The 13,397-nt window shown below is 70.6% G+C and carries 11 protein-coding genes; 5 read left to right on the top strand and 6 right to left on the bottom strand.

What is annotated here, in order from left to right; all coding sequences use genetic code 11:
* Positions 1 to 45: 45 nt before the first annotated feature.
* Complete coding sequence (gene paaZ, locus VFZ92_RS39680; protein ID WP_330882822.1) at positions 46 to 2,076, bottom strand: phenylacetic acid degradation bifunctional protein PaaZ; 2,031 nt, start codon at positions 2,074 to 2,076, stop codon at positions 46 to 48.
* A gap of 322 nt (positions 2,077 to 2,398) precedes the next feature.
* Between paaZ and VFZ92_RS39675 the strand changes: the two genes are divergently transcribed.
* The 4 genes from VFZ92_RS39675 (at position 2,399) to VFZ92_RS39660 (ending at position 6,883) form a co-directional block, all read left to right on the top strand.
* A complete protein-coding gene (locus VFZ92_RS39675; RefSeq protein WP_330882820.1) occupies positions 2,399 to 3,619 on the top strand; it encodes a family 16 glycosylhydrolase in 1,221 nt (406 codons plus the stop codon).
* A gap of 254 nt (positions 3,620 to 3,873) precedes the next feature.
* The gene (locus VFZ92_RS39670) at positions 3,874 to 4,875 is read left to right on the top strand and encodes an efflux RND transporter periplasmic adaptor subunit (RefSeq protein ID WP_330882818.1); all 1,002 of its coding nucleotides are present in this window, start codon (positions 3,874 to 3,876) and stop codon (positions 4,873 to 4,875) included.
* A complete protein-coding gene (locus tag VFZ92_RS39665; RefSeq protein ID WP_330882816.1) occupies positions 4,875 to 5,573 on the top strand; it encodes an ABC transporter ATP-binding protein in 699 nt (232 codons plus the stop codon). The genes VFZ92_RS39670 and VFZ92_RS39665 overlap by 1 nt, the downstream gene beginning before the upstream one ends.
* Positions 5,570 to 6,883 (top strand): ABC transporter permease, encoded by a 1,314-nt coding sequence (locus VFZ92_RS39660; protein ID WP_330882815.1) that lies wholly within the window; start codon positions 5,570 to 5,572, stop codon positions 6,881 to 6,883. The genes VFZ92_RS39665 and VFZ92_RS39660 overlap by 4 nt, the downstream gene beginning before the upstream one ends.
* A gap of 523 nt (positions 6,884 to 7,406) precedes the next feature.
* On the opposite strand, the gene VFZ92_RS39655 is transcribed toward VFZ92_RS39660, so the two are convergent.
* The 5 genes from VFZ92_RS39655 to VFZ92_RS39635 form a co-directional block, all read right to left on the bottom strand.
* Positions 7,407 to 8,312, bottom strand: coding sequence for a PAC2 family protein (locus VFZ92_RS39655; protein ID WP_330882813.1), 906 nt, complete (start codon positions 8,310 to 8,312; stop codon positions 7,407 to 7,409).
* A gap of 245 nt (positions 8,313 to 8,557) precedes the next feature.
* Positions 8,558 to 9,961 (bottom strand): Si-specific NAD(P)(+) transhydrogenase, encoded by a 1,404-nt coding sequence (gene sthA, locus VFZ92_RS39650; protein WP_330882811.1) that lies wholly within the window; start codon positions 9,959 to 9,961, stop codon positions 8,558 to 8,560.
* A 40-nt stretch (positions 9,962 to 10,001) separates the two neighbouring features.
* A complete protein-coding gene (locus VFZ92_RS39645; protein WP_330882809.1) occupies positions 10,002 to 11,054 on the bottom strand; it encodes a response regulator transcription factor in 1,053 nt (350 codons plus the stop codon).
* Positions 11,055 to 11,135: 81 nt separating this feature from the next.
* Complete coding sequence (locus VFZ92_RS39640; protein WP_330882807.1) at positions 11,136 to 12,410, bottom strand: HAMP domain-containing sensor histidine kinase; 1,275 nt, start codon at positions 12,408 to 12,410, stop codon at positions 11,136 to 11,138.
* Positions 12,407 to 13,072 carry a response regulator transcription factor gene (locus VFZ92_RS39635; protein ID WP_330882805.1) on the bottom strand — a complete coding sequence of 222 codons (666 nt, stop codon included), beginning with the start codon at positions 13,070 to 13,072 and terminating at the stop codon, positions 12,407 to 12,409. Before VFZ92_RS39635 ends, VFZ92_RS39640 begins: the two co-directional genes overlap by 4 nt.
* A gap of 129 nt (positions 13,073 to 13,201) precedes the next feature.
* Between VFZ92_RS39635 and VFZ92_RS39630 the strand changes: the two genes are divergently transcribed.
* On the top strand, positions 13,202 to 13,345 hold the full coding sequence (locus VFZ92_RS39630) for a hypothetical protein (RefSeq protein WP_330882803.1): 144 nt from the start codon (positions 13,202 to 13,204) through the stop codon (positions 13,343 to 13,345).
* Positions 13,346 to 13,397 lie beyond the last annotated feature (52 nt).

Below are 13,397 nucleotides of genomic sequence, written 5' to 3'. Positions count from 1 at the left end.
GGGGTTCTCCGTCCGATGTGGACGGAGAACCCCCTTCCCTCGGGACTAGCGGGTTTTCGCCACCAGCGTCAGCACGTCGTACTTCGCGACGGAGGCGCCGTCCTGGTTCACCAGGTCGGCGTCCCACCGCACCTCGCCGTAGTCCTTGTCCTCGCGCGGCGTGATCTGCTTCGCCGTCAACGTCACGGTCAGCTCGTCGCCGGGGAACGTCGGCGTGAGGAACCGCAGGTTGTCCAGGCCGTAGTTGGCCAGCACCGGACCGGGCTCGGGCGAGACGAACAGGCCTGCCGCGAACGAGACCACGAGGTAGCCGTGCGCGACCCGGCCGCCGAAGAACGGGTTCGCCTTCGCCGCGTCCTCGTCCATGTGCGCGTAGAACGTGTCGCCGGTGAACTCGGCGAAGTGCTCCACGTCCTCCATCGTCACCGTGCGCGGACCCGCCACGACGCTGTCGCCGACCTTCAGCTCCGCCAGGCTCTTGCGGAACGGGTGCTCCTCGGACTCCGTGCGCGGCGCGCCCGGCACCCAGCGGCCGGTGACGGCCGCCAGCACCTTCGGGCTGCCCTGCACGGCCGTGCGCTGCATGTGGTGCAGCACGGCCCGCATACCGCCCATCTCCTCGCCGCCACCGGCCCGGCCGGGCCCGCCGTGGACCAGCGCGGGCAGCGGCGAGCCGTGCCCGGTGGACTCCTTGGCGTCGTCGCGGTCCAGCACGAGCATCCGGCCGTGCCACGCGCCCGCTCCGAGCACGACCTCGCGGGCGAACGCCGGGTCCGCCGTGACGATCGAGCCGACCAGGCTGCCCTGGCCGCGCGCGGCGAGCCGGACGACGTGCTCGGTGTCGGTGTACGGCATCAGCGTGCTGACCGGGCCGAACGCCTCGACCTCGTGCGGCTGGGCGAGTTCCGGGTCGTCGGCGCGCAGCAGCACGGGCGAGAGGAACGCGCCGCGCTCGGCGTCCGCGTCCACGACCTCGACGCGCTCGGGGTCGCCGAACACGATCCGCGAGGCCTCCAGCAGCCCCTTGAGGGAGCGGCGGACCTCCTCGCGCTGCTCCAGGCCCGCGAGCGCGCCCATCCGCACGTCCGGGTTGGCGGGGTTGCCGATCACGACCTTGCCGAGCCGCGCGGACACGGCCTCGGACACCTCGTCGATCAGCGGCGCGGGCACGAACGCGCGGCGGATCGCCGTGCACTTCTGGCCCGCCTTGGCCGTCATCTCCGTGACGAGCTGCTTGACGAACAGGTCGAACTCCGGTGTGCCGGACACCGCGTCCGGTCCGAGGATCGAGCAGTTGAGCGAGTCGGCCTCGGCGTTGAACCGGACGCTGGAGCGCACGACGGCCTGGTGCGTGCGCAGGTGCTGCGCGGTGGAGGCGGAGCCGGTGAAGCCGACGAGGTCCTGCTCGGTCAGGTGGTCGAGCAGGTCGCCCGCGCTGCCGCAGACGAACTGGAGCGAGCCCTCGGGCAGCAGCCCGGAGCCGATCATCAGCTCGACGAGCCTCTCCGTCAGGTACGCGGTCTGCGACGCGGGCTTCACCAGGCTGGGCACGCCCGCGAGGAACGCGGGGGCGAACTTCTCCAGCGGGCCCCACATCGGGAAGTTGAAGGCGTTGATCTGCACGGCGACACCGCGCAGCGGGGTGGCGATGTGCTGGCCCGCGAACGTGCCGCCGCGGCCGAGCGGCTCCAGCGCGCCGTCGACGTAGACCGTGTCGTTCGGCAGTTCGCGCTTGGCCTTGCTGGCGTAGCCGAGGAGGACGCCGATGCCGCCGTCGACGTCGATCATCGAGTCGTTCTTCGTCGCGCCGGTGCGCGCGGACAGCGCGTACAGCTCGTCGCGGTGCTCGCGCAGGGTCGAGCCGAGCGCCTTGAGCAGCGCCGCGCGCTGGTGGAACGTCAGCTCGCGCAGCGCGGGGCCGCCGACCTCGCGGCCGTGCCGCAGCGCCGCGGCCATGTCGATGCCCGCGGAGGAGATCCGGGCGATCTCCTCCCCCGTCACGGCGTCGTGCAGGGGTGCGCCCTCGGCGGTCGGCACGTGCCAGTGGCCGGAGACGTAACTGCGCAGCAGAGCCATCGGGGTCGTCCTCCAAGGTCCGGGGTGATCTACCGACCGTTCGTTCAGTGAAGCAGGCGGGTCGCGCCCTCGTCAGCACACTATCGGGGAATGCTTGTTCTCGGTCCGCACTGAAGCGATGAAGGAGGCTGCCCCTACTTGCATCGTGACTTGAACAAAGACGTCGAGTAACGTTCCGCACACACCAGGTGGTTCGGACCATTTATCACTGATCCCCCCTGAAGACCGCCGATCAGTGGTTCGACGACGAGCCACCACCCTGCGTGAAAGGTGATCTGCGATGTCGACACGAGGGCCTCTTCGGCGTGCCCGAGCAGCCGGAATGCTGGGTGCAGCCCTGCTGATGACGCTGGGCGCGATCTCCGTGTCCACCCCGGCCAGCAGCGCACCCGCCAACTCCGCACAGGACGTCAGCGCCATGGCGACCACGTTCGCGGACGAGTTCAACGGTCCGGCGGGCGGCGGGGTCGACGGCAGCAAGTGGCAGTTGGAGACGGGTGACAACGTCAACAACCACGAGCGCCAGATGTACACGAACAGCCGCAGCAACGCGGCGACCGACGGCGCGGGCAACCTCGTCATCACCGCCCGCAAGGAGAACCCGGCCAACTACAACTGCTGGTACGGGCGCTGCGAGTACACGTCGGCGCGGCTGAACACGGCGGGCAGGTTCACCCAGACGTACGGCCACTACGAGACGCGGATGAAGCTGCCGCGCGGCCAGGGCATGTGGCCCGCCTTCTGGATGCTGGGCGCCGACATCAACACCGGCAACCCGTGGCCGGGCAGCGGCGAGATCGACATCATGGAGAACGTCGGCTTCGAGCCCAACACCGTCCACGGCACGCTGCACGGGCCCGGCTACTCGGGTTCCGGCGGCATCGGGGCGGCCTACAACGGCCCGAACTTCTCCGACGGCTTCCACACGTTCGCGATCGACTGGGCCCCGAACTCCATCCGCTGGTCGGTCGACGGCAACGTCTACCAGACCCGCACGCCCGCCGACCTCGGCGGCAGGCAGTGGGTGTTCAACAAGCCGTTCTTCATCATCATGAACCTGGCGGTCGGCGGCTACTGGCCCGGCGACCCCAACAGCAGCACCCAGTTCCCGCAGCAGCTCCTCATCGACTACGTCCGGGTGACCACGTCGGACAGCCCGCAGCCCGGTGGCGGCCAGATCATCGGCCTCGCGGGCAAGTGCCTGGACGTCGCGGGCGCGAACAGCGCCAACGGCACGCCGATCCAGATCGTCGGCTGCAACGGCAACGCCGCGCAGAACTGGAGCCGTCCCGGTGACGGCACGATCCGCGCGCTGGGCAAGTGCCTGGACGCGGCGTCGGCGGGCACCGCGAACGGCACGCTGGTCCAGCTCTGGGACTGCAACGGCACGGGTGCCCAGCAGTGGGCCGTGAGCGGGGCGCGCGACATCGTCAACATCCCGGCGAACAAGTGCCTGGACGTCATCGGCAACAACCCGGGCGACGGCACCCGCACGCACCTGTGGGAGTGCACGGGCGCGGCGAACCAGAAGTGGACCGTCTGATCCCGACCCGCTAGACCCCCGATCGGCGAGAGCCGCTCGTGTCCTGTTCGGACACGGGCGGCTCTCGCCGTGTTCCTGCTGGGAGAAGAGCTGGTCAGGGCGTCGGGCACGGATCCGTTCACCCGGCAATCGGCCGATCGGCTATTCGCCCTTCGGCCGATTTACCGAAGCGGGACGTGCAACCCGGATCGTCTGATAGGCGTCTAGACCTTCAGGTCGAGTCCGACCGCGACTCATCAGTTGGGGGATACCCGGTGTTGAAGCAAGTCCTCGTCCGCTTGGGCGGGCTGGCCGTCGTGGCCGTCGCCGCGACCGCCTGCGGCTCGTCAGGTGGGGCTCCGGTCAACCCGGACCTCGCGCCCAGGGGCACCGCGATGACCACGGCCAAGCCCACCCGGCAGGACCTCACCAACAAGGTGAGCCTCACCGGCAAGGTGACGATGAACCCGGTGTTCGGGCTCGTCGCGCCGGTGGCCGGGCAGGTGCGGTTCATGGACGTGAAGGAACCCGCGGGCACGCCCACCACCGCCACCAGGGTCGGGTCGGTGTGGGCCGACGGCTCGCCCACGTGGTTCGAGGTGCCCGCGGGAGCGACGTTCTCCGGGCGGCTGGTGGACGACAAGTCCACGGTGACCGCGGGGATGCCGGTGGCCTCCGCGAAGCTCGCCGGGTACGGCATCGCCGCCGACATCGACAGCGCCCAGGCCTACAAGATCGCCGACGGGGCCGCGTCGGTGCAGGGGCAGATCAAGAACGGGCCGGGGCCGTTCCCGTGCGCCGTGCTCGGCACGATCGCCGCCCTGCCCGCGGGCACCGTGCCCGCGCCCACCCCCGCGGAGGACAAGGACACCGAGGCGGACGCCGACAAACCCACCGACTCGCCGAAGCAGCAGCAGCCCCAGCCCGACGCGGGAGGCCAGAAGTCCGAGTCCACCGGTCTGCGGCTGGTGTGCACGGCGCCCGACGACGTGAAGCTCATCAACGGCGCCGCCGCGACGCTGGAGGTCGTCACGCAGACCTCCGCCAACGCGCTCGTGGTACCGGTCGAGGCCGTCGCGGGCGGCCAGGGCAACGGCAAGGTCGAGATCGTGAAGTCCGACGGGAGCAAGGTGATCGCGGACGTCGTGCTCGGTCTGACCGACGGCAAGGTCGTCGAGATCAAGTCCGGTCTGACCGGTGATGAGACGCTGAGCATGCCGGGCCCGAACCTGCCCGCCGCACCGCAGGACCAGAACAACCCCACGCCGGGGTCGTGATGACGCCGCTGATCAGCATCACCGGTCTCACCAAGACCCTGAAGGGCCAGGGCGAGCCCCGCACGATCCTCGCGGGCGCGGACCTGACCCTGCACAGCGGGGAGAGCATCGCCATCCTCGGCCGCTCCGGCTCCGGCAAGAGCACCCTGCTCAGCCTGATCGGTCTGTTCGACCGCGCCGACGGCGGCCAGTACCTGTTGCACGGCAACGACATCACCCGCATCCCCGAGCGCAGGGCCGCCGCGCTGCGCAGCGAGGAGTTCGGGTTCGTCTTCCAGCGGTTCTTCCTCCTCAAGCACCTGACGGCCGTGCAGAACGTGTCCATGGCGCTCGTCAACGGCCAGGGCTGGCTGCCGCGCCGCAAGCGCAGGGCGAAGGCCATGGAGGCGTTGGAGAGGGTCGGCATCGGCCACCTGGCCAAGCACAAGCCGCCCCGGCTGTCCGGTGGCGAGCAGCAGCGCGTCGCCATCGCCCGCGCGCTGGTGCGCGAACCGAAGATCCTGCTCGCCGACGAGCCGACCGGCGCGCTGGACACCGAGACCGGCAACCTCGTCGTGGAAGCCCTGCGCTCGGCGACCGACCGCGGCTGCGGGCTCATCCTCGTGACCCACGACCACGACCACGCCGCGAAGATGGGCCGGGTCATGCAGTTGACGAACGGCGTCTTCGAGCGCACCCCGCAGCGGGTGGTCGCGTGATCCGCCTGTCCGGCCGGTTCCGGTCCTCGCTGATCATCGGCGGCCAGGGCATCCGGGCCCGCAAGATGCGCACGTTCCTGTCCATGATCAGCCTGTTCCTCGGCGTGCTCGCCGTGGTCACGGTCCAGGCGGGGTCGGTGATCGCCCAGCGCGCGCTGCTGTCCGACATCGAGATCAGCCAGGGCAAGGACGGCACGCTCCAGATGTACCTGCCGCCCACGCCGAAGGCCGTCCCGATCACGATGGAGCTGATCCAGGGCCGCGCGGACGTGGCGGGCCTGACCTCGGGCAAGGCCGTCATCGGCGAGCCCGGCGTGAAGCCCATCAACGAGGGCGGCGGACCGCTGGACGGCAGCGGTGGCTTCCGCGGCCCGGCGATGACGTGCGACGCGAGCGGCCAGTGCAGGCCGATGGACGAGGAAGCCGCCCAGGCCCCGTCCGGCCAGGCCATCGAACTCAGCATGAAGGCGGTCACCGGCGACATCCGCCAGTTCCGCCCGTTCCGCCTGGAATCGGGCGAGTGGCTGGACTCCAGCAGCACGCCGTCGCTCTCCCCCAGGATCGTCCTCAACAAGCAGGCGGCCGAGGGCTTCAGCAAGTACCAGGTCCCCGCGGAGATGCGCGTGGACGGCGCCGTCGCCAACACCACCCCGCGCATCATCGGCGTGGTGGACGACGGCGGCTGGGGCCCGGCGGCCTACGTGCGGTCGGACGAGCTGCTCAACTGGATGCCGGTGGACAGCCTCAGCGACCAGCGCTACGGCGGCATGGAGCTGATGCTCGCGCCCGGCACCACCGCGGACCTCCAGCAGACGCTGAAGAGCAGGCTGACGGCCGCGGGCGTCAACCCGGACGAACTCCAGGTGCGGACCGTCAACTCGCTGGAGGAGATGCGGTCCCAGTTGACGCTGATGCGGTGGATCTTCCTGGGGATGGCCGCGCTGGTGCTGCTGATCGGTGTGGCGGGCATCCTGAACGTCGGGCTGGCCACGGTCGGGGAGCGGATCGAGGAGTTCGCGCTGCGGAGGGCGGTGGGGACGCCGCGGATGCTGCTGGCCGGGATCGTGTTGGCGGAGACGTTGTTGACCGGGTTGCTGACGGCCGCGTTCGCCATCGGGTTCGGCGCGGTGGGGTTGAAGGCTGTGAGCGTGGTCCTGGGGTCGAGGGAGCCGTTCTTGCAGGACGTGGCCTTTCCCTGGGAGGCCGGGGTCGCCGGGGTGGTCGCGGGCCTGGTCGCGGGCGTGCTGGGTGGGTTGATCCCGGCCATCCGCGCGGCTCGGATTCCGATCGCCACGGTGATGCGGGCTTGAGGTGGGGTTCGGCTGCTGGTTCCGGTGGGATGGCCGCTGGTTCCACGGGGATGTGTCCGCTGCCAGTCCCGGCGATTGGCTTGGGACCCCTCGACGTGACCCTGTGATCGGGCTCAAGGGCAGGTGGTGGCCACCTGCCCGGTCTACCGGGGTGAGGGTCAAATCCCCGAGCGAAATCGGCTGCTGCTCCGGGGCGGTGTGCTCGGGTTGGTGGGCAATCGACCCGGTCCTCGCTTCCGGGTGTCTTTGTCAAAGCCTTTGGCGGTGACGGGCTTGGTCACTACGGTGGTTTTACGTCCGTTGCTAGGAGGTAGCTGGTGATCACGTCCACGATCCTGCGTGCGCTGCTGGTCCTTCGGGGTGTTGCTTCTGGGCCGGAGAGCCATCCAGGGTGGGACGGGCGGTCTCGGCGGCTTCCTGCTCGGCGGTTGGCTCAGCGGATTGCCGCTCGGCCTCGGTTCGGTTAAGACGACGAAAGGGCCGCCCCTGGTGGGGCGGCCCTTTCGTCGGTGTTGGTGTGGTGCTACTGGGGGCCCTGTTCTGCCAGGAACTTTTCGAACTCGGCGCCCAGTTCGTCCGCGCTGGGGATTTCCTCTTCTTCCAGGAGCAGGCTCTGGTCTTGCCGTTCGGCGCCCGTGAAGGCGTCGTACTGGCGTTCCAGGGCGGCCACGACCTCCGAGACCTCCTCCGACTCCGAGACCTGGCGCTGGAGTTCCGCGTCGGCCCGGCGGGCGGTTTCGCGCAGCACGTCGGACGGCAGTGCCAAGCCCGTGGTGCGGGTGATCGTGTCCAGCAGCACCAGCGCGGCCGCCGGGTGGGTGGACTGCGCGAGGTAGTGCGGGACGTGGGCGGCGAAGCCGATGGCGTCGTGGCCGTGCTCGCCCAGCCTGACCTCCAGCATCGCGGCCACGTTGCCGGGGACCTCGACGCGGCTGAAGAACGGCTGGTGGCCGGAGACCAGTTCGCGGCGGGTCGCGTGGGCGGTCACGCCCAGCGGGCGGGTGTGCGGCAGGCGCATCGGGATGCCGTGGAAGCCGACGGTCGTGCCGACCTGCCAGCGGTCCACGAGCTGCTGCACGGCGGCGATGAAGGTTTCCCAGCGGAAGTCCGGCTCAGGGCCGCTGAGCACCAGGAAGGGGAAGCCCGCCGCGTCGAAGACGAGGTTGACGACCAGTTCGGGCGCGGGCTGCGGCTCGAAGTGGTCGGTCGCGTAGATCATGCTGGGGCGCCGCGACCGGTAGTCGATGAGCTGGTCGACGTCGAATCGCGCGACCACGCGGTGCTCGTAGCTCGTGAGGATGTGCTCGACGAGGAGCTTGCCCGCGGCACCGGCGTCCATGAAGCCGTCGAAATGGTGCAGCAGGACGGCCCCGGTCAGGTCCGGTACGTCGGAGTCCACCTCGTACAGGTTCTCCGGATCCAGCACCACCACAAACCTCCCAGCGAGTCACGGACGATCCCGCAAGTGCCAACAACCCCTGATCGGCTTACATTCCCCCTATTCTCACACCCGATCTCCGGACGGGTACCCCTATTTACCGGCGACCAGGCTTTTCAGCGCCCGGAGGAGACCAGGATTACGCCGAACGGCCCAGCGGAGCCGCGTCCCCCGCGACCCGCCGGAGCCGTTTCCCGCCCGGTTGGCGTCCGGAGCGGGCCCGGTCGCCGCCCGCCTCACTCGGCGAGCCAGGTCACCTGCCTGATCTTGTTCATCGCGTCCAGCGCCGCCACCTTGTACGACTCGGCGAGCGTCGGGTAGTTGAAGACCGCGTCCACGAGGTAGTCCACGGTGCCGCCGCAGCCCATGACGGCCTGGCCGATGTGGACCAGCTCCGTGGCCTGGGTGCCGAACACGTGCACGCCGAGCAGCGACCGGTCCTCGGAGGACACCAGCAGCTTGAGCATCCCGTAGGAGTCGCCGATGATCTGGCCGCGCGCCAGCTCCCGGTAGCGCGAGATGCCGACCTCGAACGGGATGGACGCGGCGGTCAGCTCGTCCTCGGTGCGGCCGATGTAGCTGATCTCCGGGATCGTGTAGATGCCGATCGGCTGGTGGTCGCTCATGGCCCTGACCGGCTCGCCGCACGCGTGGTAGGCGGCCAGCCTGCCCTGCTCCATCGACGTGGCGGCCAGCGCGGGGAAGCCGATGACGTCGCCGACCGCGTAGATGTGCTCCACGGGGGTGCGGAACTGGTCGTCCACGGAGATCCGGCCGCGGTTGTCGGCGACGATGCCCGCCTTCTCCAGGTCGAGGCCCTCGGTCATGCCCTGCCGCCCGGCCGAGTACATGACCGTCTCGGCGGGGATCTTCTTGCCGCTGGCCAGCACGGCGATGGCGCCGCGCGCGTACCGCTCGACCGACGCCACGGTCTCGCCGAAGCGGAACGTGACCGACAGGTCGCGGAGCTGGTACTTCAGCGCCTCGACGACCTCGAGGTCGCAGAACTCCAGCATCCGGTCGCGCCGCTCCACGACGGTGACCTTGGTGCCCAGCGCGGCGAACATGGAGGCGTACTCGATGCCGATGACCCCGGCGCCGACCACGATCATCGACTGCGGGATGTGCTCCAGGTGCTGGATGCCGTCGGAGTCGATGATCGTCTTGTCGTCGAAGTCCACCGTGTCCGGTCGCGACGGCCGGGTGCCGGTCGCGATGACGATCTTGTCGGCGGTGACCTTGTGGAGCTGCTCGGTGCCGTCGACGACCTCGATGGTGTGCTCGTCGAGGAACTTGCCGAGGCCGGGCAGCAGCGTGACCCGGTTGCGGGAGAGCTGGTTGCGGATGACGTCGATCTCGCGCCCCACCACGTGCTGGGTGCGCGCGGACAGGTCCGCGATCGTGATGTCGTGCTTCACGCGGTAGCTCTGGCCGTACATCTCCCGCTGGTTGAGGCCGGTGAGGTAGAGCACGGCCTCGCGCAGGGTCTTGGACGGGATCGTGCCGGTGTTGATGCACACCCCGCCGATCATGTCGCGGCGCTCGACCACCGCGGCCTTCTTGCCGAGTTTCGCGGCGGCGATGGCCGCCTTCTGCCCACCCGGACCGGACCCGAGCACCAGGACGTCGAAGTCGTACATGGCGGTCAGTGTGCCTCAGCGACCGGCAAAAGTGAGCGGGTCACACCGACTGGTCACCGAACTGGTCCGGGAGCGCGACCCGGAGTTCGTGCCTGCCGGACAGGCCGAGCTTGCGGTACACCCCGGAGAGGTGGAACTCGATCGTGCGACGGGTGAGGAAGAGCTGTTCGGAGATCTGCTTGTTGCTGTAGCCCGAGCGGGCCAGCCAGGCGATCTTCGCCTCCTGGCGGGTCAGGTCGCGGCCCGCGCGGACGATCTGCGCCAGGTCCTCGCGGGCGCGCAGCAGCTCCTGGCGGGCGGCGGACAGCGAGAGCAGGTCGACGGCCTCCCCGAGCACCTCCACGGCCTCGTCGCCGTCACGGGTGGCGGCGACGGCGTGCAGCGCGATCCCGACGGCTCGCGAGGTGCCCCACGAGCGCGCCTCGATCAGCTCCTGCTCGGCGAGCACCTTCGCCAGGTCGTGCCGCCGGTCGCCGACCGCGGCGAGCGCGGCGCGCGACCGCCACGGGATGACGGCGGGGTTGCGGACGCCGCCGTCGAGCAGCCGCCGCCCGCACTCCAGGTAGTCGTCGACACCGGGGCGTCGGCGGCCGGAGCCCACGTGCAGCGCGCCCCTGGCGGCCAGGAGGTACGGCGCCTCGGGTCCTTCCGGGACCTCGCCGTCGAACCCGTGCTCGCGCAGCAGCGCGGTCGCCACGTCGTACTGCTCCAGCCCGACCTCGGCGGTGACGAGTTCGGCGAGCGCGAGGTGCCTGGTGCGCAACGAGAGGGCGCGTTCCTCCAGGACGGACCGGGCGAGGTCGCGGGCGACGAGCGGCTGGCCGTTGGCGTGGGCGATCCGGGCCCGCAGCAGGCCGAGGACCGCGCGCTGGCGGGTCCTCTCCTCGACGCGGAGGCAGAGTTCGAGGGCCGTGCCGGGCTCGTCGGCGTACAGCAGCACCGACACGGCGTGCCACAGGTCGGCGTAGGCGTCGCAGGACGCCGCCTTCTCCACGGCCGGGCCGCGTTCGACACCGCGGCACGCCGCGAGGAAGGCGGACCGCACCGAGCGGAACCCGTTGTCCACTGTGGACCGGGTCAGGGTGTCTGTCATCGGCCACTCCCCGCGCACGTGCTGATGCTCGTTCACGTGGAACCTTCGCAGCCACCCTCTGAGAAAACCGTGAGCGCTTGATCACGCAACGACTTCGGGCAGCGCCAGCTCGATGGTCGTGCCGCCCAGCGGCGAGTCCACGACGCGGGCCGATCCGCGGTGCAGGTCGGCCACCCACCGCACGATGGCGAGCCCGATGCCGGTGCCGGAGCTGCTGCCGGTCACCCACTGGTCGAACACCCGGTCGCGGTCGGCCACGTCGATGCCGGGCCCGCGGTCGGACACCGTGACGGTGCCGCCCGCGACCTTCACCTCGACGCTCACCCGGCCGTCCTCCTGGGCGCCGTGCTTCACCGCGTTGTCGACCAGGTTCCGCAGCGCCTGCGAGAGCAGCACCGGATCGCCCTCGACGACGGTGGGGTGCAGGTCGACGGCGACCGCGCGGCCGTCGTCGATCTGCTCGCCGACGACCTCCTCCACGAGCTGGTCGAGCCGCAGCGGCAGCCACTCCATCGCTCGGGTGCCGTTGCGCACGCGGGCGCGCGCCAGCAGCCCGGTGACCAGGTGCGCCATCCGGTCCACCAGACCCACGACCTGCGCGGCCGACGCGCCCGCCCGGACCGGGTCGTTCGCACCGGCCTCGGCGATCAGCCGCAGCGTCGCCAGCGGTGTGCGCAGCTCGTGCGCGGCCTCGGCGAGGAACCGCTCCTCCTGTTCGAGCGCGCGCACGGCGGGGCGGGTGCCGATGTAGGACAGCATGTGGCCCGCGGCGGCCGCGAGCACGAGCATCGCGAGGCAGCCCCAGAACGTCCACATGACGTACTCGCGGTGCGCGGCGACGCCGGGCGCGGGGTCGCCCGCCACGACGACGACGGCCGCGACCTGGTTCGTGGTGTTCCAGACCGGGGCGGCGGCGAGGCGCAGCCGTTCACCCGTGGGCGAGGAGCCGTCGCCGAGGACGGTGTACTGGAGGTCGCGGACCTGGTCCACGAGGGCCAGCTCGCTGCGCTCCTCGGTCTTGGCGTTGTCGACCTCGCGGGAGTACTTCGAGACCCAGAGGCCGTTCTCGCGGGTCCACACGTGCAGCAGCGACGTGCGGCTGACCAGCGCGTCCACGTCCAGCGGCTCCAGGTGCAGGTTGCCGTCGCCGTCGTAGTAGACGACCCGCGACACGCCCGCCACCTGGCGGTCCAGCTCGATGTCGAGCGCCTGGCTGCGCGAGCGCTCGTCGTTGACCAGCGCGATCGTGGCGAGAGTGCCGATGCAGACGGCGGTGGTGGCGGTGAACAGCACCGTGAGCACCCAGCGCACCCGGCGCAACCGCTTCGCCGTGGTGCTCTGCCACGCCGTGGTCACCCGATCTCGTCAATCACGAAACCGACCCCTCGCGACGTCGCGATCAGCGGCGGGGGCCCCAGCTTGCGGCGGAGTTGGACGACGACCGCGTCCACCACGTTCGACATCGGTTCGGCCATGGCGTCCCAGCAGTGCTCGATGAGGTCGGAGCGCGAGACTACCTGGCCACGACGGGCGCAGAGCAGTTCGAGGACGGCGAACTCCTTGGCGGTGAGGCTCAGCATCACCCCCGCCCGCGTCACCCTCCGCCGCGCCGCGTCGACCTCCAGGTCCGCGATCCGCACGAGCGACGGCCTCGGCTGCTCGGCCCGGCGGCACAGCGCGCCGACCCGTGCCACCAGCTCCGCCATCGCGAACGGTTTGCCCAGGTAGTCGTCGGCGCCGTGGTCGAACCCCGCGACCCGCTCGGCGATGCCGTCCATCGCGGTCAGCATCAGGACCGGCACCCGCGACCGGCGCGCGCGCCAGCGACCGAGCAGGTCCAGCCCGTCACCGTCGGGCAACCCCCGGTCCAGCACCACGCAGTCGTAGGTGTTCGCGGTCAGGCTCTCCTCCGCCGCGGCCAGGTCCATCACCCAGTCCACGGCGAATCCGGCCTGCCGAAGCCCGGACACGACCTCATGGCCCAGCTCAGCGTCGTCTTCGACCGCCAGTACGCGCACAACGCAGAGACTAGTGGGCCGGGGAAAACCTGTGGTGGATCCGTAGAGACGAGTCTTGGCCGCGACGCCGACACTTCGGGTCCGACCGGGCCGCCGCCCCCTGCACCGAACGTCCTGGGGAGCGACCCGATGAGCACGAGGCCACTGGTGATCGGTTCCCCTCCCCGTGCGGACCGGACCTCCGCGACCCCGTTCCGCTCCTCCGAGGTCGAGCACGGGTCCACCCGGCCGTGCGACGTCCCGCTGGACCACCGCGTCCCGTCGCCCCACTGAGACCTCCCCCGCGAGGGGCGAGGAATTCCCCTGCCGCCGGCGTCCGACCGAT

The organism is Umezawaea sp. (assembly GCF_036375055.1).
Classification (GTDB): domain Bacteria; phylum Actinomycetota; class Actinomycetes; order Mycobacteriales; family Pseudonocardiaceae; genus Umezawaea.
Note: the sequence above shows the minus strand (reverse complement) of the source record. Positions and strands in the feature narration are given on the sequence as shown.

Excerpts from the sequence above, each read along its gene's own strand:
- VFZ92_RS39675 (WP_330882820.1), top strand. The coding sequence starts at position 2,399 with ATGCTGGGTGCAGCCCTGCTGATGACGCTGGGCGCGATCTCCGTGTCC.
- VFZ92_RS39645 (WP_330882809.1), bottom strand. The coding sequence starts at position 11,054 with ATGACAGACACCCTGACCCGGTCCACAGTGGACAACGGGTTCCGCTCG.
- VFZ92_RS39665 (WP_330882816.1), top strand. The coding sequence starts at position 4,875 with ATGACGCCGCTGATCAGCATCACCGGTCTCACCAAGACCCTGAAGGGC.
- sthA (WP_330882811.1), bottom strand. The coding sequence starts at position 9,961 with ATGTACGACTTCGACGTCCTGGTGCTCGGGTCCGGTCCGGGTGGGCAG.
- VFZ92_RS39630 (WP_330882803.1), top strand. The coding sequence starts at position 13,202 with ATGAGCACGAGGCCACTGGTGATCGGTTCCCCTCCCCGTGCGGACCGG.
- paaZ (WP_330882822.1), bottom strand. The coding sequence starts at position 2,076 with ATGGCTCTGCTGCGCAGTTACGTCTCCGGCCACTGGCACGTGCCGACC.